This is a genomic window from Melioribacter sulfuriphilus (genome assembly GCF_052656625.1).
Genome location: NZ_JBQXXK010000004.1, coordinates 200,677 through 220,692, shown reverse-complemented (window position 1 = coordinate 220,692; position 20,016 = coordinate 200,677). Strand labels below are relative to the sequence as shown.

The following is a 20,016-nucleotide window of genomic DNA, read 5'->3' as shown; positions in this document are numbered from 1 at the left end:
AGGTCGATCTTTTGTGTTAAATGTAAATATGGAGGAATGTTTATAATGGCTATAAGTGCTGCACAAGTTAAAGAGTTAAGAGAAAAGACAGGCGCCGGTATGCTCGATTGCAAAAAGGCTCTTGAAGAATCCAACGGCGATTTTGAAAAAGCAATCGAAATATTGCGTAAAAAAGGAGCCGCTGTTGCCGCTAAACGAGCAGAAAGAACCGCAAGCGAAGGTTTGATTCTTACAAAAGTATTTGATAACGGTAAATCGGCTGCAATTCTTGAAGTTAATTGCGAAACAGATTTTGTTGCCAAAAGTGATGACTTTGTTAAATTCGCAGAAACTGCTCTTGAACTATTGCTCAAACACAAACCGGAAAATGTAGAAATGCTTTTGAATCTGTCGATTAACGGTAACACTCTCAAGGATGCTCTAAATGAGATTACCGGTAAAATCGGCGAAAAAATCGAAATTTCTAGGTTTGATATTGTCAATGTTGAAAATGGCTTGATTGTTGATTATGTACATCATGGCTCTAAATTGGGTGTATTGCTTGCTGCCGAATATGCACCACATGACAAGAAAGACGAACTTGCAGTAATTCTGAAAGATATTGCAATGCAGATTGCTGCTATGAAACCGCTGACTATCTATCGTGAAGAAGTAGACAAAGGACTGATCGAAAAAGAACTCGAAATTTATAAGGAAGTTGCACGTAAAGAAGGAAAACCTGAACAGGTGCTCGAAAAAATTGCTACAGGTAAACTGAATAAATTTTTCGAAGAAAATTGCCTTGTTGAACAGGTCTTTGTTAAAGACAATACGAAAAAAGTAGGTGCTTTAATTGATGAATTCAACAAAGCTAACGGTGCCCAGGTAAAATTAAAAACCTTTAGAAGGTACCATACGAGCGACGAAAAAAAATAATCGTGTAAGAAAAGGTCTTATTTCCAAATAAGACCTTTTTTTTTATATTGACTTACCCCTTAAAATTAATTCGAGTTTTTGATGGCGGAATTGAAATACAAAAGAATTCTACTCAAACTCAGCGGCGAATCTCTAATGGGCGATCAGTCATACGGGATCGATCCCCAGGTACTTAATTATTTTGCAGACGAAATAATCAAAGTGCACAACCTCGGTGTACAGATCGGACTGGTAATCGGAGGTGGAAATATTTATCGAGGTTTAAATGCCTCGTCGCAGGGAATTGATCGTGTCACGGGCGACCAGATGGGAATGCTTGCAACTATAATAAACTCCCTGGCTCTTCAGAATACACTCGAAAAAAAGGGTGTCTTTACGCGTTTGATGAGTGCGATAAAAATGGAAGAAATTGCAGAACCATACATAAGACGACGCGCAATCAGGCATCTCGAAAAAGGGAGAATCGTAATTTTTGGAGCTGGCACAGGGCATCCTTATTTTAGCACTGATACTGCTGCAACTCTTCGTGCAGTTGAAATTGAAGCCGATGCAATCTTTAAAGGCACACGAGTCGACGGGGTTTTCGATTCCGATCCAGAAAAGAATCCAAACGCCAGTATGTTCGATAAAATCTCTTACATGGATGTTTTACAGAATAATCTAAGAGTAATGGACCTTACTGCAATTAGTTTGTGCAGGGAAAATAATTTACCCATCATTGTCTTTAATATGGACAAGGCTGATAATCTTTATAAGATTATTACAGGTGAGCAAATAGGCACCTCAGTAGGAAATTATTAATCGTAAAATAAAAACGGGGCTGTTATGACTACAAATACTGTTATTAAAGATGCCAAAAACAGAATGGATAAAAGCTTAGAAGCATTTAGAAACGAGATAGCTAAAATTCGAACAGGTAAAGCTACAACTGCACTCCTTGACGGAATTAAAATTGAATATTACGGTTCAATGTCGCCGCTAAATCAAGTTGCAAACGTTACTGTCTTAGATGCTCATACACTTTCGATTACGCCCTGGGATAAATCCGTCATTGGAGCAATTGAAAAAGCAATAATGACTGCGGATCTCGGTTTGAATCCCATAAATGACGGAACGAATATTAAGGTTCCTATTCCACCTCTAACCGAGGAGAGAAGAAAAGAATTGGTCAAACTTGTAAAAAAATTTGGTGAGGATGCAAAAATTGCCCTCCGCAATATAAGACGCGATGCAAACGACCATCTCAAAAAAATGGAAAAGAATAAAGAAATTACGGAAGACCAATTAAAAGATCTCGAAAAAGAGGTACAGAAAGTTACCGACGAACATATAGCCCGAGTCGACGAAATGATTAAGCATAAAGAAGAAGAAATTATGAAGGTTTAATGAAATTACTGGTTGCCTCAAAAATTTTAATGGGGCAACCTTATTCCTCACTTTAAACATTTCCTCAATTAAAACCGTCAAAACTCCGAGCAGATTATAACTATAATCCATATTTTAGTATACAAATAAAAAAATCAAACAAATTTTTTGAGGTATTTATGTCAACCCTTAAAGAAGAAGCTCTTCGTTATCATAGCGAGGGCAGAAAAGGCAAGATCGAAGTTGTACCTACAAAACCGTGTTATACTGCACGTGAATTATCGCTTGCTTATACCCCTGGCGTTGCCGAGCCGTGTAGGGAAATAGCCCGCAACGACGACGACGTTTACAATTACACTGCAAAAGGAAACCTCGTGGCTGTTGTATCGAATGGCACCGCAGTTCTGGGATTAGGTGATATTGGTCCACATGCCGGTAAACCAGTAATGGAAGGGAAAGGAGTATTATTCAAAAGATTTGCTGATATCGACGTTTTCGATATCGAACTTAATACTAAAGATCCAAAAGAAATTATAAGAGCTGTACAATTGCTCGAACCAACGTTTGGCGGAATTAATCTTGAGGACATTAAAGCGCCTGAATGTTTTGAAATCGAAGAAGAATTAATCCGTACAATGAATATTCCGGTATTTCACGATGATCAACACGGTACGGCAATAATATCGTGTGCTGCATTAATTAATGCCTGCGAAATAGCAGGAAAGGAATTGAAAGATCTGAAAATTGTTGTATCAGGGGCGGGAGCTTCGGCAATTGCATGTTGCAATATGTATGTTGCCGCAGGCGTTACAATTGAAAATATCTCGATGTTCGATTCCAAGGGCCACATTAATAAGAAAAGAAACGACTTAAATAAATACAAGGAGCAGTTTGCACAAGATGTCGTTTACAAAGATCTTGCCGATGCAATGAAAGGCGCAGATGTTTTTATTGGACTTTCGAAAGGAAATATAGTTAGCAAAGAGATGGTACGGTCGATGGCAAAGAATCCAATTGTGCTTGCCATGGCAAATCCAGACCCCGAGATTACTTATGAAGATGCAATTGATGCAAGAAGTGATATTATAATGGCAACTGGAAGAAGCGACTATCCAAATCAGGTTAATAATGTACTGGGATTTCCATTTATCTTCAGGGGAGCTCTCGATGTAAGAGCGCGTAAAATTAATCAGGAAATGAAAATGGCTGCAGTTAATGCTCTAGCTAAATTAGCAAAAGAAAAAGTACCTGAAGTCGTACTGCACGCTTATGGCGGAAAGGAATTTTCATTCGGTCCCGAGTATATTATTCCCAAGCCTTTCGATCCTCGCGTTTTATGGTATGTGGCTCCTGCAGTTGCAAAAGCAGCAATGGATACAGGAGTAGCTCGCAAGCCGATCGAAGATTTTGAAGTCTACAAAGAACAACTGCAAGAAAGGCTTGGATTTTCTACTGAAATAGTAAGAGTTATGCATCATAAAGCAAGGAAGAGTCCTAAGAAAATTGTCTATGCCGAAGGTGAGGAAGAAAAAATTATTCGTGCTGCACACTCAATTTATGAAGAAAATATCGGATTGCCGGTTCTACTGGGAGATGATACGATAATAAAAAATAAAATAAAAGAACTCGAATACGATGAGAAAATATTCGAAATAATTAATCCCGAAAAATCAGACAAACTCAATATATACGCTGAAGCTTTCTATCGAAAACGTCAACGTAAAGGAATTACGCCACGAGACGCCAGACAAATGATGAAACAACCTAATTATTTCGGAGCAATGATGGTCGAGAAGGGCGATGCCGACGCACTTCTGAGTGGATTAACTTCTCACTATCCACAAACTATTCGACCTGCTCTTCAATGTATTGGTGTTAAAGAGGGATTTAAGATTGTTTCAGGGATGTATATAGTGATTATTAAAAGAAAAATCTATTTCTTTGCCGATACTACCGTCAATGTGGATCCTACTGCAGAGCAACTTGCAGAAATTGCAATTAGTGCCGCAGAAACCGTGAAGGTATTCGATATCGTGCCGAAAATTGCCATGTTATCTTTTAGTAATTTTGGGAGTGCTCCGAGTCCGCAATCACGCAAAGTTGCCGAAGCGGTTCGTATAGTTAAAGAGAGAAGACCGGATTTAATAATCGACGGCGAAATGCAGGCAGATACGGCTGTAGTGCCAGAACGTCTCGAATCAGAATTTCCTTTCAGCGCTTTGAAAGGAGGCGCTAATGTGCTGATATTCCCGAACCTCGATGCGGGCAATATTTCTTATAAATTATTACAACGGCTTACAGACGCCACAGTTATAGGCCCGATTTTGATGGGTATGAAAAAACCCGTTCATGTCTTACAAAGAGGAGATACTGTCAGAGACATAATCAATATGACGGCTATTGCAGCTGTCGAAGCAGAAAATAAAAAATAAACAGCGCGGAGCGGTTTTATACCGCTCCTTTTATCACCTTAATATTAATCGATGTTACGAAATATTTTTTATATATCAGCTAGTATTGTAGTATTTTTTTTGGGACTTGTTCTCTATGGGATGTTTTTGAATATGAAGCAAGAGAGTCTTGATAGTATTATGTCCCGTAAAGGAGTGAAAAGTTTAGGTAATGTCTCGATATTAATAGACAGAAAAAATTATAGACTGGAATTATATTCGGAAAATGAATTAATAAAAAATTATAAAGTGGTGTTTGGACAGAATAACGGAAGCATTAAAACATCTGCACACGATCTAATTACACCTACTGGGAAGTATTTTGTTTGTGGCATCGATACTGTGCATCGATATCATAAATTTATTCATATTAATTATCCCAATGCACACGACGCAACAGAAGCTCTTCGAAGAGGATATATCGATGAAACAGATTGTGCCAGAATTATTGAAGCTTCCGAGAAAAAAATTTGTCCGCCGTGCGATACTCCATTAGGTTCAGATATCGGTATACATGGAATCGGTAAATACGATTATATTTTTAGAAATCTCCCTTTTGCTTTTAACTGGACGAATGGCTCGGCCGCCGTAAGCAACAGAGACATCGACGAACTCTGCAATGTAGTTAAAATCGGTACTCCTGTAACTATTATTCATTAACGGTAAAAGTGAAAATATTAATTATCATACTAAATCTGATTTTTTTGGTACCAACCATTAATGCGCAGGAAGAGAAATACGAGCTCGCCAAAATTAATTTTGAAGGAAATAATTCGATCTCAGAAGGGGAATTAAGACAGGTGATAATTTCAAGAGAAACCCCGGGTTGGTTATCGCAATTCCTGAATTCCATTTCCAATTTCGGCAAATCGCCCGTCTATTTCGATTCTTCGCTTATTGCTGCCGATCTGAATTCAATTAAGGACTATTATCATTCCAATGGTTTTTTCAAGGTAAGTGTATCGTACGATTATCAAATTTCTGATGGTGAAATTATACTAAATTACTATATAAGAGAATCTGAACCTGCAATTATAAAAGAACTTAATCTCAAGGGTCTGGAATCAATACCTGAATCGTTCAGAGAGATGTTATTTAATCGTGTAGCAAAAGATACGGGTCGCGTTTATAAAGATGATATAATTGAGAATAATAAAAATTATGTCATTGGCTTTTTAAGGGATAACGGTTATATGCTGGCTTCTTATGAGCCGCCAGAAATACTTGTTGATACTGTCAAAGACGAGGTCGTAGCAAATATTACTTTTTCACCTGGCGATAGATACCGTATTAGTGAAGTGCGTACTTCTATAACAAGCGTAGGTGAGGATAACATAACCGATGAACTTTTAAGACAGATCGTTGGAATTAAACCGGGCGAATATTACAGCAACTATCAAATTCAAAGAGGACAGGTCCGACTTTACAGAACCGACCTTTTTACCTCTGCAATAATTAACAGTGTAATTTCAGATACTTCGAATAATTATGTGCCGCTGGTTATCAGCGCCGATGTGGGAAAATTAAATGAACTCTCTCCCGAACTAATTATGAACAACGAGGATAACACGTTCAATATGGGTCTGGGACTCAGCTTTACAAAGAAAAATTTTCTCGGTGATGCTCGAAAGTTTACGGTGTCCTCGTCAGCTGCGGCACAGAACTTTACGGAATTAATAAAACATCCTACCTTTGCGGACTCTTCCATTTTTGGTTATTTCGACACGCGTATTGTTATCGAGCAACCTTTTCTATTTGGAAAGCCGATAAATACTAAATACGAAACTTACTTTACAACTCAGAAAAGAAAAGAGGAATATAATTCTTTTATTTACGGCGCAAAGCTGAGTTTCGATTTTGAATTGCCCCAGTATACCTATTTCAATTCGTTGAATGCATATTTGAATATAGAAAGGGCGGAGTATAAATACAAAGACGTCTATTTAATAAACCTCCTGAGCCTGGACTATCAACGACTCAATTATTCTAAGGAAGAAGCAGATTCGCTTTCAGAATTCTATATCTACAATGCTTTAGGCGGCGAATTGGTGCGCACCGGTACGAACGCATTAATTGGCGTTTCATTCGGTACAAATCAAACTAACGATATTTTTTTCCCGACCGAAGGATATACTCTCAGCCTCCTCCTTGAAGAAGGCAATTCGATACCATATTTAATTAGTCGCACTTTCGGGAGTAGTTTCGACAGACCTCTTTTCTTTAAGACATCTTTAACTTCAACTTTTTTTATACCTGTCTATAATTCCCCTGGAAATTCACTTGGAATTAAATTCAAAGCGGGCAACATTTTTAATTATTATGGAGATAAAGCAGGCATTTCGATTAACCAGCGTTTTTATTCTGGAGGAAGTAATTCGATCAGGGGGTGGAGTACAAGGCAATTGGTGCCGCCACAAATTTTATTGCCTTTTGAAAAATTAAATCAACTAACGTTTGAAGATTTAGAAGCCATTTTGGCAAAAGGAGCTCCTTCGGGAGGATTTTTTCTACTGGAAGGTTCTCTTGAAACCAGGAACAGAATAATCGGAGATTTTGGCGGTGTCGCATTTATTGATTTCGGAAATACATTAAACGGTGCTGCAGATTTTCGATTCGATCGCCTTGCAGTTGCCGCAGGTTTTGGATTCCGCTACTATTCCGAATTTGCTCCTTTAAGAATCGACTTTGGTTTTAAAATTTATGACCCGTACGACAAACGCAATTTCTTCCATAAACAATTATGGAATGAATTATTACAATTTCATATTGGCATTGGCGAAGCTTTCTGATATTAATAATATTTATTAAAATGATAATTCCCTCATGATCAATTCCACTCCTATCTTCATTTTTTTTCTAAAATATGCAGTTGCTTTTTGTTGGCACTTTATATGTTATTGTGTAAAGTAAACTAAAACAGAGGAAATAGATGAAAAGTTGGTCTATGATATTGTCGGTTTTAATTTATTTTCATGCAACAATATTTCCGCAATCAAACAGAATTCAATACAATAATCAAAGTTTGTTTTTAAATGGGACAAATTTAGCCTGGCTCAATTTTGCAAACGACGTAGGGCCGGGTGAGACAGATTTCAAAACATTTGGTAATATACTGCTGAAACTTCACGATAACGGTGGAAACGCTCTTAGATGGTGGATCCATACAAATGGCACAAATACGCCGGAGTTTGATCAAAATGGATTTGTCGTAGGACCTGGTAATGGAACTATTGAGGATTTAAAACAGGCTCTGGATATCGCGTGGGAACATGAAATCGGGGTAATACTTTGCCTCTGGTCTTTCGATATGCTGCGTATTAATAATGGCACTTCAGTTGTCAATAGAAATAAAATGCTACTCACTGATACAACTTATACTAAAGCTTATATTTCAAATGCATTGATTCCGATGGTTGACTCATTAAAAGGTCATCCTGCAATTATTGCCTGGGAAATTTTTAACGAGCCGGAGGGAATGAGTAACGAATTTGGATGGTCTGAAATTGACCATGTACCAATGTCTGCAATCCAGAGATTTGTTAATCTTTGCGCGGGAGCAATTCACAGAACCGATTCGACTACACAAGTAACAAATGGAACGTGGCATATAAAAGCTCTAACTGACGTACCTACGGCAAAAATGGTTAAAATCGATTATAGACAATTACCAGAAAATCGATTAAATGAAATTACAAATGAATTTAACTCTTCTCATAATTTGTCGTTGACTTCTGAAGAGATGGCCGACTATCTCAATCGAATTTCAAGCGTTATGAATTATAATTATTACAGTGACGAAAGATTAATCGAAGCTGGTGGCGACCCCGACGGTACTCTCGATTTTTATTCCGTTCACTACTATGATCACGGAGAAGGTACATCAGTTTCGCCTTTTCATAATTCAGTGTCGAAGTGGGGATTGTCCAAGCCGCTGGTCGTTGCCGAGTTTCATATGAAAAATACTTTAGGTGTGGCAACAGCTGACCTCTATAAAACACTTTTTTTTAACGGCTATGCTGGTGCGCTTGCCTGGTCGTGGACAGACAATCAGGTCACAAAGCCAGAACAAATTCTTGCAGGCATCAAATCTTTATGGGATTCTTATAAAGCAGAAGTTGACCTGAATGGAATAAGTGGCGATTGGCCATTGATAAAAATTATTTCTCCATTGGATAAAACCGTTTTCGAAGAAGGTTCAGATGTAACTATCGAAGCCGATGCGAGTGACCCAGACGGCGAAGTGGTAAAAGTGGAATTTTTTGCTAACGATACAATTAAAATAGGCGAAGTAAATCAAGCTCCTTATAAAATCGTATGGACAAATATTGCCCCGAACAATTATAAATTAACCGCTGTGGCAACCGACAACAAAGGATTGAAAAGAGAATCGGAACCGGTTGCAATTACTGTAGGAGAACCACCGTTTATTCGCATCGAAGCCGAGAGAGCACAACGCTTCGGTTCTGGTATGAATATCGTCAGCGATCCGAACGCCAGTGGATTTGCGTACGTCGATATTAAAACAAACAACACGAATGCAAAAATTATCTGGACATTCGTGAATTACCTTCAGGAAGGCGACTACGAAATTCGTTTCGCTGCACGACTGGCTTACGATACACCGAAAAGCCAGTTTATATATGTAAATGACGAGCTTGTTACCCAATACGAATTTACAGGCAGTACTTCTGAGTGGAAGGAATTTCCTCTTATGGTACACCTTAAAGAAGGGGAAAATAAAGTGGAAATGAGAATGTCGTGGGGATGGATGCAGGTGGATTATCTCGCAGTGCCTCGCGATGTTGCAACAGATATCAATACGACTGCTAAAATTCCATCAGAGTTTGCTCTTCTTCAAAACTATCCAAATCCTTTTAATCCTTCAACAAAAATAATTTACAAAATATCGAAAACTTCAAAAGTAGAAATAACAGTATACGATCTACTCGGGAGGACAGTAAAAAAATTGGTAAATGAAATTAAAACTCCTGGTAACTATACAGTCGAATTTGATGGCACCGGACTTACAAGCGGTATCTATTTTTACAGAATAGAAACTGAGTACTGGAGTGATGTAAAAACTATGCTTTTGATGAAGTAAAATATTTTTTGCACTTTCTTCTTAAATAAAAAAAATCGGTTCCTGACTTATTAAATCAACTTGATATTGAGGGAACCGATTTAGCTATCTCAGGAATGAATTTAATGAAGATAAATTAATAAAAGATATTTTTGAATTTACAAACTGGATAATATAACTCGTAAATAACTGCAACCGAGTTGCTTGCAATTAAATTTATCTGCGACTAAATCTGCTAATAATTGTTTCTAACTTAACACTCATTAGAGAACCTGTCTGATTTGCAAAACTGTAAATGAAGAGGTCTATACTTCAGAACAGGCTCCGTTATTTTGTAAAGAGCCAATTTTTATCTAAATTTAGAGTCAATTTTTTCGGAGATTTTAAATGCTCGTTAGTATGACCGGATACGGGAAAAATGAAACCCATTTCGGAAATTATACTATTGAAACCGAGATAAAAAGTCTGAATAGCAGGTTTCTTGACTTATCGGTAAAGCTGCCCAAAGCACTCTCGAGTAAAGAATTCGAAATACGTGAAAAAATTAAAAAAAGTATTAAACGAGGGAAAGTTTATTTGAGCATTTCTCTGAAAAAAGACGGTCTGGAAGATAAATATGGCGAATTAAATACAGAAGCAGTTAGGGATGCATATAAAGTATTATTAAAAATAAAAGACACATTAGGTCTTAAAGATGAAATCAAATTGACGGATCTGTTTGTATTTCAGGATGCCTTTTTCGACGGAAGTAATGACCAAATTGAAGAGGAAATGAAATTTGTTCTTGCTTCAATTGAAGCAGCAATTGAAGAAATGAATAAAATGAAATGTGCAGAAGGCAAGGAATTAGAAAAGGACATTCTTCTTAGAATAAATAAGATTGATGAATCTTTAACGAAAATAGAAAAAAGTAAAGAGTTTTATCTCAAAGAGTATTACGAAAAGTTTAAGGAAAAAGCGGCTCAACTGGTAAGTGAATTGGTTGATGACCAGCAAAGATTAATTAATGAACTTGCGATAATATCCGAAAGATACGATATTACTGAAGAGTGCATTCGACTCAGAAGCCATCTTAAATTATTTCTCGATACAATGAAAAATACAGACGATGCGGGCAGAAAGCTCAATTTTATTCTTCAGGAAATGAATCGTGAAGCAAATACTATAAACAGTAAATCGATTTCCGAACATATATCGCACTTAGGTATCGAAATAAAAGAAGAAATTGAAAAGATAAGAGAACAAATTCAAAACATTGAGTGAGATAAGAGTGACCAAGCCCAAGCTTTTTGTGTTTTCTGCTCCGAGTGGTGCAGGTAAAACTACGATCCTTAAGGAATTACTAAAAACTTTTCCCGAACTTAAATATTCGGTTTCTGCCACTACGCGTAAAAAACGTCCTGGTGAAATCGAAGGGGTTGATTATTACTTTCTTACCGAAGAAGAATTCAAAAAGAAAATTGAAAATAATGAATTTGTTGAATGGGAAAAATTTTACGACTGCTATTACGGTACTTTGAAAAATGCCGTTGAAGATAATCTGGCAAATGGATATAATACAGTATTCGAAGTGGATGTTAAGGGCGCATTAAATATTAAGAAGTTTTTTCCAGATGCAGTTCTGATTTTTATTGTGCCACCAGATATCGAAGCGTTGAAAAAAAGATTGCTAAATCGCAAGACAGAAACAGAAGAGGATATTAAAAAGAGAATCGAACGCGCAGAAATGGAACTCGGTTATAAAGATAAGTTCGATTATGTCGTTGAAAACAGCGATTTAGAACGAGCAATTGAAGAAGTAAAAAAAATAATAAATAAAGAAATATCGGAGGTAAATTATCATGACACTCAGACCGGTTGATTTAAGAAAAATAAAGTCGAGAATTCCGAATCTCTATGAAGCTGTTGTCGTAGCTGCACGCAGAGCCCGTCAGATTAACGACGACTATAAACTCGAATTCAATACTCTTCTCAATACCGTTGTAACGAACAACGACGATGAATTTGAAGACAAAGAAAATCCCGAACAACTTAAACTTGCTCTAGAGTTCGATAAAAGGGAAAAGCCGCAGATTCGTGCTATCAATGAATTGTTAAATGAAGGCATCGAATACCGTTATAAAGAAAGGTAGAAAATTACTTAGCTGATCTATTAGTTTTAAGACTGTCTTTTCGACTGTCTAAATTATTTAATTGAGAAAGGTAGGTTAATGTCGTCGCTGGGGAAAAAATTAATAGAAGCCTTGCAACTTCAAAGAGAAATTTTCGGCGACGACCTTTTTGTTTTAAAGGAAGAAGAAATTCTGGAATCCGAAATTAAAACAACAGAAAAGATAGAAAAAAACCTGAACAACAGTCTGTTTGATGAACCATTTCAAAAAGCTGAAAGCCTCGAAGAACTCGACAGTTTGATAAACACTTGCACAAAGTGCGAATTGTCAAAATCGCGTACGAAATTTGTTTTCGGAGTCGGCAATCCACACGCGCGTGCGATGTTAATTGGAGAAGCCCCTGGTGCGGATGAAGATAAACAGGGCGAACCGTTTGTCGGAAAGGCCGGTAAATTGTTGAACGACATTTTGAAAGCAATCGACTTAACCAGAGACGACGTATTCATTGCAAATATTTTGAAATGCCGACCACCCGGCAATAGGGACCCGCTGCCCTCAGAAATGGAAACCTGCATACCGTACTTATATAAACAGATTGAATTGATTAATCCCAAAATTATTTTATGCCTTGGTAGAATAGCAGCGAACGGTTTGTTGAATAAAAAACTTTCGCTTTCCGCATTGAGAGGAAATATTTACGAATTCAATGGAATTAAAGTTGTCGTTACCTATCATCCCGCAGCTTTACTCAGAAATCCGGGCTGGAAAAAAGGCTGCTGGGAAGATGTAAAGAAATTCAAAAAATTGTACGACGAATTGAACTGAAAATATGGCCAGAACTAAAAAAGACAACAAAGATTCGACACGACTTCCAAAAGATGAAGGTGTACGTCAACCACCATCTGCAATAGAAGTGGAACGTGCTGTTCTGGGTGCAATGCTATTGGACAATAATGCTGTTCCCAAAGCAGTCGAAGTACTGAAACCCGATGCTTTTTATGATCCGCGTAACAGAACGATATTCGAGGTAATGCTATCGCTTTATGAATCCGACGAGCCTATTGATCTTGTAACTCTTTATGAAGAACTGAAAAAGTCGGGTAAATTCGAAAAAGCTGGCGGCGCCGCATATATCAGTCAATTAACAGAAGATACAACATCGGCAGCCAATATCGATTATCATTCGCGTATTGTGCTCGAAAAATGGATTTTACGCCAATTAATTTCAACTTCCAGCGAAATTGCTGAAATGGCATTCCAGGGTAAAGAAGATGTATTCGATTTACTCGATGCGGCAGAATCAAAAATATTCAGAATTTCAGAAGAAGGAATCAAAGAATCTTTTACGTCAATGGACAGAGCGGTAAAGGAATCGCTCGAACTGATCGAAGCAATTCACTCAAAAAAAACGTCGTTCAATGCAGTACCATCAGGATACTATGAACTCGATGCATTACTGGGTGGCTTCCAGAAGTCTGACCTGATTATAATTGCTGCGCGTCCTTCGATGGGCAAAACGGCTTTTGCAATGTCGATTGCCCGTAATGCTGCAGTTAATAATCAGGTCCCGATAGCAGTTTTTTCACTCGAAATGTCCACCATACAATTAGCCACACGCTTGATTTCTGCTGAGGCGAAAATAAATGCTCATAGCCTGCGAACAGGTAAATTCAAAGCCGAAGATTATGCACGCATTAGCAGAACAGTACATAAGTTAAGTAAAGCTCCAATTTATATCGATGATACACCAGGTATTACTGTCCTGGAGCTCAGGGCTAAAGCCAGGCGGCTAAAAAATGAAAAGAATATCGGGATGATCATTGTAGATTATCTTCAATTAGTCAATCCCTCCGCCACACTCGAAAGTCGTGAAAGAGAAATATCGACGATATCCCGCTCATTGAAAGCACTTGCTAAAGAATTGAATGTGCCGGTTATTGCTCTCTCGCAGCTTAATCGTGCTGTAGAGCAGAGGTCAGATAAAAAACCGATGCTTTCCGACCTGCGTGAATCCGGCTCCATTGAACAAGATGCCGACGTGGTAATTTTTTTGTATCGCCCCGAAGTTTATAATATTACTACTTATACAAATGGTGAAGCTGGTGGCGAAAGTACAGAAGGAATTGCCGAAATTATTATCGGCAAACAACGTAATGGTCCGATAGGCGAAATTAAATTGAAATTTATCAAGGAATACGCCCGATTCGAAAATTTAGAAAAATTTAGACAAGAAATAACTCAAGGCGATACCGAATCTGAAGAACCGTTCTGATTAACGTAAGAGCAATTATGAATAAACTTAATTTCCTTTTACTTTTTTTACTGCTGATGTTAATAACATTTATTACAAATGCACAGGTTTACAGTCCTGAAGATGTTGCTGTGTGCCGTAATAAATTTGAGCTGGCATACAAAATGGAATTAAGTGGAAGACCAATTAATGAAATAATAGAGCAAATCGGATTAAGTTTTATCGGGACAGATTATCAAGCGCATACTCTCGAAGCAGCAGATAGAGAATCATTGATTATTAATCTAAAAGGTCTTGATTGCTATACATTTGTCGAAGCCACAGTTGCTCTGGCAAGGTGTATCAAAAATAATGATACCTCCTTCAATGCATTTCTTAAAGAAATTGAAAAAATAAGATATAGAAATGGAATTATGAATGGTTATGCCTCGCGTCTCCATTATTTTTCAGACTGGATTTATGAAATGGAAAAAAGAGGAATTGGTAAAGATATAACAAGAGAAATTGGTGGAATTCCCTACAATAAAAAAATTAATTTTATGTCGACTCATACGAAAAGCTATAAACAGTTAGCAGGTAACAAGGAATTGACGGATTCTATTGCTATTATTGAGAATGAGATTTCATCAAGAGAATACTTTTACATTCCTCAAAATATGATAGGGCAAATAGAAGATAAAATTAAAAGTGGCGATATAATCGGCATAACTACCAATATCCCGGGACTCGATATCTCTCATACAGGGATTGCACTTAAAGGGAATGATGGAAGAATATATTTGCTACATGCTCCAGACATAGGAAAAAAAGTTGAGATTTCAAAACTCCCTCTCTCTGAATATATCAAATCACATTCAAAACAAACCGGAATAATGGTGCTGCGTATAAACTAATCTATTTAATTAAGCTCAATAATACTTTAATATTTTCCAAATCTTCTTTTTGATCCTTGCCCTTGGGAGTTTCGAGAATTTTTGGCACATGTTCAATCTTTTTATCGTTCATGATGTTCGAAAAACCTTCGAGTCCGATGAATCCTTTTCCAATGTGTTCGTGCCTATCTATCTTACTGCCCAATTCTTTCTTGCTGTCGTTCATGTGAATACATTTCAATAAATCGAGCCCGATAATATCGTCGAATTCCTTCATTACTTTTTTATATTCTTTTGCGTCGCGAATGTTGTAACCTGCAGCAAAAATATGGCAGGTGTCGATACAAACCGTTATTCTCTCCGGTTCATCTACCATATCGATAATTTTACGGAGGTGCTCAAATTTATAACCAAGTGCTGTCCCCTGCCCGGCTGTTGCTTCGAGCATACTTTTTACTTTAAATCCTTTAGTTTTTTCGTGAACATAATTGAGCGATTCAGCAATTAATTTAAGGCCGTCTTCTTCTCCCTGTCCTCCGTGGGCTCCGGGGTGAAAATTCAAATAAGGTATGCCGAGCTGCTCGCATCTTTCAAGCTCTTTTATAAAAGCTGCTCGCGACTTTTTTAAACCTTCTGGATCTTTTGAACAAAGATTTATCAAATATGAATCGTGCGAAACAACGAACTTAATTCCCGAATTTTTAAGTTTCTCTTTATAGTCGTTAATTTCGTCTTCAGTTAAATCGCGTTCAAAATATCTATTGTTGTTTTTGGTGAAAATCTGGATTGCTGTAAATCCAAGTTTCTCGGCCGTTTCGATAGCCGATGCAGGTCCGCCTTTGACAAATGTATGTGCGCCTAATAATTGTTTCATTTAGAGTTCTTCTTTATTGTAAAATAATATTAAATTGTTATCTAAGTTTAATAATAAATGATATAAAAGAAAATATGAAAATATTCATTACAGGAGGTAGTGGATTACTCGGGCAATATCTCAATTATCATCTTTCGGAAAAACACATCATCTTAACTCAATACTATAAAAATATCGGCAATTGCAACCAGTACAATTCCATTCAGCTTCAACTGGATAATTATATTAAACTTGAGGAAGTATTTGAGAATTTTAGACCTGAAATAGTTATTCATACCGCAGCAGTATCGAACAACGAAAAAGCAGATTCATTGCCGCGTAAATATGTCTATGATATTAATGTAAATGTTACGAAGAAAATTGCAGAATTATGCGAACGTTATAATGCCAGGATTATTTATTTGTCAACCGACCTCGTCTATGCTGGATACAGAGGTTCTTACCTTGACGAAAACGCAAAACTAATACCAGTATCATTGTACGCTGAAACGAAGTTGATGGGAGAACAGAAAATAAAGGAAGTTACAGGTAATTATATTATTCTTCGAGAAGCATTACTCTTTGGTTTCGGCCTGAATCATTCGACTAATTTTTTTCAGGAAACTCTGAAAAAATTAAAAAATCACGAGACAGTTAGGTTATTCACCGATCAATTCCGCACACCCCTTTCTTTGATTGAAGCAGCAAGAATGATTAAGAAGTTAATAGAGATTGAAGATATTAGAGGCGATACCATAAACTTTGGTGGAAATGAAAGGTTATCGAGATACGATTTAATTAAGCTGGCGTCTAAGCAGGCAGGAATCGATGAAAATTTGTTGATCAAAACAACGATGGATGAGATTGGCTATCCGTATAAAGTTTATGACGTTTCTCTAAATATTGACAAACTCAAATCATACGGACTTTCGCCGGCTCCGATTGAAGAATCAATTGCCGAAGTATTCAATAAATAACCCTCTTTATTTTAAGGAGCTCAGCTTATCCTTCAAAATATCATTGACAATTTGTGGATTGGCTTTTCCTTTTGTCTCGCGCATTATTTGGCCTACTAAAAAGCCGAGCACTTTTTCTTTGCCAGCCAGGAATTCTTCCACCTGCTTTTGATTTTCGGATAGAACTTTTTCTACAATTGACTCGATTTCGGAAAAGTCGGTTATCTGTACAAGATTTTTTTCTTTGACGATAGTTTCAGGGTCTTTATTGGATTTAAGCATTTCTGAAAAAACATCTTTGGCAATTTTGCCGCTAATTGTTTTGTTGTTTATCAATTCAATCAACTTGCCAAGGTTTTCTGGACTTACGGGGAATCTGGAAATATCAATTTTTTCTTCGTTGATAACTTTCAAAACTTCGGTCATGACCCAATTGCTGGCGGATTTAAAATCGTTTGTTACGGTAAGAATTTTTTCGTAGTAATCTGCAAGTTCTCGTGAAGATGTAAGAATTTCTGCATCGTAGGGAGGTAGCGCATATTTTTCGATAAAACGATTTTTCTTAGCGTCGGGAAGTTCTGGCATGTGGCTTTTTAATTCGCCGAGCATTTTATCTTCAATTACTACCGGCATAAGATCGGGATCGGGGAAATAGCGATAGTCGTGAGCCTCTTCTTTGGAACGCATTGGCTGGGCGACATTGGCATCGGCATCCCACAATAGTGTCTGCTGAATGATTTCTTTCCCATCTTCAAGCAAATCGATTTGACGTTCAATTTCGAATGCCAGAGCGCGTTCCACGTTACGGAACGAGTTCATGTTTTTTACTTCTGTTTTTGTCCCAAATTTTGTTTCTCCTTTAAGACGTACCGATATGTTGGCATCGCACCGTAGAGACCCTTCTTCCATATTACCATCGCAAATGCCGAGATAAGTAAGAATCTGTTTTAACTTGTTCAGATATAAATATGCTTCTTCCGGAGTTCTGATATCGGGTTCGCTGACAATTTCCATTAAAGGAGTACCGGTTCTGTTCAAATCAATCAATGTATCGAAATCCTGATCGTGAATCGATTTACCTGCATCTTCTTCCATATGAATTCTAGTTATCCCAATTTTTTTCTTTGTTCCATCTTTTAGTTCAATAGTTATATATCCGTGTTCGCATATCGGTTCTTCGTATTGTGAAATCTGGTAATTCTTCGGCAGGTCGGGATAGAAGTAATGTTTTCTGGCAAAAATTGATTTACGATTAATTGTGCAATTTGTTGCAAGTCCCATTAATACTGTATATTCAACAACTTTTTTGTTCAACACAGGCAGAACACCCGGCTGTCCAAGGCAAACGGGACACACATTTGTATTCGGTGCAGAGCCGAACTTTGTCGAACATCCGCAAAAAATTTTTGTGTCGGTTAATAATTGTGCGTGGACTTCGAGTCCAATAACCGCTTCATATTTTTCGTTCATAATTTAGATTAGAAAAATTTGTCTCACGAATATAATTATTTTCTCGCATAATGAACTATTTTGCACTCACAAAAATTTTATACATATTAATAAATAAAAATATGAATGGATACTATGGAGCTCGATATACTTATATTTGCTGCTCATCCTGATGATGCTGAATTATCGATGGGTGGTACAATTGCAAAATTAACCGGCGAAGGATACAAAGTCGGTATTGTGGATTTGTCTCAAGGAGAGCTCGGAACGCGTGGCACACCAGAACTCAGGTTAAAAGAAGCTGAGGAAGCCTCCCAAATACTTAAACTGACACACAGGGAAAATCTCGGATTTAAAGATGGTAATCTTAAACACTCCGAAGATTATCTGCGTACATTAATTCGTAAAATACGGGAATACAAACCGAAAATAATTTTTGCGCCCTACTTCAACGACCGCCATCCCGACCATATTGGTGTTGGAAATCTTGTCAAAGAAGCATTCTTCTTTTCGGGATTGCCTAAAATCTCAACAGAGCAGAAAGCTTATCGACCCAAACGACTTTTTTATTATATGCAAACTTATGAATTCAAACCTTCTTTTGTAATTGATATAAGTAAAACGTTCGAAACAAAAATGAATGCCGTGCGTGCATATAAATCTCAGTTCTACAATCCCGACAGTCATGAGCCCGAGACGTTCATAAGTCAGCCGAATTTTCTCAAGTATATCGAAGCACGTGCAAAAGTTTTCGGTTTCAAAATCGGGAAGGATTATGGAGAGCCGTTCTTTTGCGAAGAAGAAATTGAACTTGATATAGTCCAATTAATTAAATAAGGAGTAAGTTAATGAAGGTAGCTTTTATCGGTACCGGATTAATGGGAGAACCAATGGCTTTCAGATTGTTGAAAGCGGGCTACAATTTATTTGTATTTAATAGAACAAAATCCAAAACTGAACGCCTGAAAAAACATCAGGCAAAAGTATTTGATTTGCCTGCTGATGCAATAAGGGAAACATCGGTGATAATTACAATGCTCACGGATTTTAACGCAATAAACGAAACGTTGTTTGCTGAAAGAATTCCCTTCAAAGGAAAAACTTTAATTCAGATGAGTACCATTTCACCAAAGGAGAGTCTTTTACTGAAAAACAGGATCGAGGAATACGAAGGTGAATACATCGAAGCCCCGGTTCTGGGTAGCATCCCGCAAGTCGAAGAAGGGCAGTTAATTGTGATGGTTGGCGCTTCGAAAGATAATTACAATAAGTGGAAAAAGTTATTGAAGAACTTTGGTGACGGGGTTTATCACATCGGTGAGGTAGGAAGTGCTTCGGCGATGAAGCTCGCATTAAATCAAATGATCGCATCGCTTACTTCGGTCTTTTCGATGAGTCTTGGTTATGTCCTTTCGAGTAATGTGGACGTAAATCAATTTATGGAAATTCTTAGAAAGAGTTCGCTATATGCTCCTACATTCGATAAAAAGTTGAATGGGATGCTGAAGAGAGATTTCGATAAAGCGAATTTCCCTTTAAAGCACATGCTAAAGGACATTAATCTTATTAACGAAGAATTTTCAGAAAAAAAAGTAAATACAGAGATTATTGAAAAAGTCAAAAACATACTTCTGCAAGGAATTGATATGAATTTGGCGGATAAAGATTATTCAGCTTTGTTCAATGTGATTTATCCAAAACAAGAATAAATAAA

18 protein-coding genes are annotated in these 20,016 nt (G+C 37.3%); 16 read left to right on the top strand and 2 right to left on the bottom strand.

Annotated features, from left to right (window positions below; genetic code table 11):
* The first annotated feature begins 45 nt into the window (after positions 1-45).
* From tsf to ACUN8G_RS06505, 13 genes are all read left to right on the top strand, one after another.
* Positions 46-915 carry a translation elongation factor Ts gene (gene tsf, locus ACUN8G_RS06565; RefSeq protein ID WP_437347663.1) on the top strand — a complete coding sequence of 290 codons (870 nt, stop codon included), beginning with the start codon at positions 46-48 and terminating at the stop codon, positions 913-915.
* A gap of 81 nt (positions 916-996) precedes the next feature.
* Positions 997-1,716 (top strand): UMP kinase, encoded by a 720-nt coding sequence (pyrH, locus tag ACUN8G_RS06560; RefSeq protein ID WP_437347664.1) that lies wholly within the window; start codon positions 997-999, stop codon positions 1,714-1,716.
* A gap of 24 nt (positions 1,717-1,740) precedes the next feature.
* Entirely contained in the window at positions 1,741-2,301 is a 561-nt protein-coding gene (gene frr, locus ACUN8G_RS06555) for a ribosome recycling factor (protein WP_437347665.1), read from the top strand.
* A 158-nt stretch (positions 2,302-2,459) separates the two neighbouring features.
* Complete coding sequence (gene pta, locus ACUN8G_RS06550) at positions 2,460-4,712, top strand: phosphate acetyltransferase (RefSeq protein ID WP_437347666.1); 2,253 nt, start codon at positions 2,460-2,462, stop codon at positions 4,710-4,712.
* A gap of 132 nt (positions 4,713-4,844) precedes the next feature.
* A complete protein-coding gene (locus ACUN8G_RS06545) occupies positions 4,845-5,390 on the top strand; it encodes a L,D-transpeptidase family protein (protein ID WP_445480917.1) in 546 nt (181 codons plus the stop codon).
* Between the two features lie 8 nt (positions 5,391-5,398).
* A complete protein-coding gene (locus tag ACUN8G_RS06540; protein ID WP_437347668.1) occupies positions 5,399-7,519 on the top strand; it encodes a BamA/OMP85 family outer membrane protein in 2,121 nt (706 codons plus the stop codon).
* 140 nt (positions 7,520-7,659) lie between these two features.
* Positions 7,660-9,831: an Ig-like domain-containing protein gene (locus tag ACUN8G_RS06535; protein ID WP_437347669.1), complete on the top strand. Its 2,172-nt coding sequence runs from the start codon at positions 7,660-7,662 to the stop codon at positions 9,829-9,831.
* A 366-nt stretch (positions 9,832-10,197) separates the two neighbouring features.
* Positions 10,198-11,073 carry a YicC/YloC family endoribonuclease gene (locus tag ACUN8G_RS06530; protein WP_437347670.1) on the top strand — a complete coding sequence of 292 codons (876 nt, stop codon included), beginning with the start codon at positions 10,198-10,200 and terminating at the stop codon, positions 11,071-11,073.
* Between the two features lie 7 nt (positions 11,074-11,080).
* A complete protein-coding gene (gene gmk, locus ACUN8G_RS06525; RefSeq protein WP_437347671.1) occupies positions 11,081-11,671 on the top strand; it encodes a guanylate kinase in 591 nt (196 codons plus the stop codon).
* A complete protein-coding gene (gene rpoZ / locus ACUN8G_RS06520) occupies positions 11,652-11,942 on the top strand; it encodes a DNA-directed RNA polymerase subunit omega (RefSeq protein ID WP_437347672.1) in 291 nt (96 codons plus the stop codon). The genes gmk and rpoZ overlap by 20 nt, the downstream gene beginning before the upstream one ends.
* A gap of 78 nt (positions 11,943-12,020) precedes the next feature.
* Positions 12,021-12,746 carry a uracil-DNA glycosylase gene (locus tag ACUN8G_RS06515; RefSeq protein ID WP_437347673.1) on the top strand — a complete coding sequence of 242 codons (726 nt, stop codon included), beginning with the start codon at positions 12,021-12,023 and terminating at the stop codon, positions 12,744-12,746.
* A 4-nt stretch (positions 12,747-12,750) separates the two neighbouring features.
* Complete coding sequence (dnaB, locus tag ACUN8G_RS06510) at positions 12,751-14,193, top strand: replicative DNA helicase (protein ID WP_437347674.1); 1,443 nt, start codon at positions 12,751-12,753, stop codon at positions 14,191-14,193.
* Positions 14,194-14,210: 17 nt separating this feature from the next.
* The gene (locus ACUN8G_RS06505) at positions 14,211-15,065 is read left to right on the top strand and encodes an N-acetylmuramoyl-L-alanine amidase-like domain-containing protein (RefSeq protein ID WP_437347675.1); all 855 of its coding nucleotides are present in this window, start codon (positions 14,211-14,213) and stop codon (positions 15,063-15,065) included.
* A 1-nt stretch (position 15,066) separates the two neighbouring features.
* On the opposite strand, the gene ACUN8G_RS06500 is transcribed toward ACUN8G_RS06505, so the two are convergent.
* Positions 15,067-15,918: a deoxyribonuclease IV gene (locus ACUN8G_RS06500; RefSeq protein WP_437347676.1), complete on the bottom strand. Its 852-nt coding sequence runs from the start codon at positions 15,916-15,918 to the stop codon at positions 15,067-15,069.
* Positions 15,919-15,992: 74 nt separating this feature from the next.
* Between ACUN8G_RS06500 and ACUN8G_RS06495 the strand changes: the two genes are divergently transcribed.
* Positions 15,993-16,874, top strand: a complete 882-nt coding sequence (locus ACUN8G_RS06495) for an SDR family oxidoreductase (protein ID WP_437347677.1) — start codon at positions 15,993-15,995, stop codon at positions 16,872-16,874.
* A gap of 6 nt (positions 16,875-16,880) precedes the next feature.
* Here ACUN8G_RS06495 and gatB read toward each other — a convergent pair whose 3' ends face one another.
* Entirely contained in the window at positions 16,881-18,323 is a 1,443-nt protein-coding gene (gatB, locus tag ACUN8G_RS06490) for an Asp-tRNA(Asn)/Glu-tRNA(Gln) amidotransferase subunit GatB (RefSeq protein ID WP_437347678.1), read from the bottom strand.
* A gap of 114 nt (positions 18,324-18,437) precedes the next feature.
* Here gatB and bshB1 point away from each other — a divergent pair, with 114 nt between their 5' ends.
* Together bshB1 and ACUN8G_RS06480 are read left to right on the top strand one after the other, a co-directional pair.
* On the top strand, positions 18,438-19,139 hold the full coding sequence (gene bshB1, locus ACUN8G_RS06485; RefSeq protein ID WP_445480916.1) for a bacillithiol biosynthesis deacetylase BshB1: 702 nt from the start codon (positions 18,438-18,440) through the stop codon (positions 19,137-19,139).
* Between the two features lie 11 nt (positions 19,140-19,150).
* A complete protein-coding gene (locus tag ACUN8G_RS06480; RefSeq protein ID WP_437347680.1) occupies positions 19,151-20,011 on the top strand; it encodes an NAD(P)-dependent oxidoreductase in 861 nt (286 codons plus the stop codon).
* Positions 20,012-20,016 lie beyond the last annotated feature (5 nt).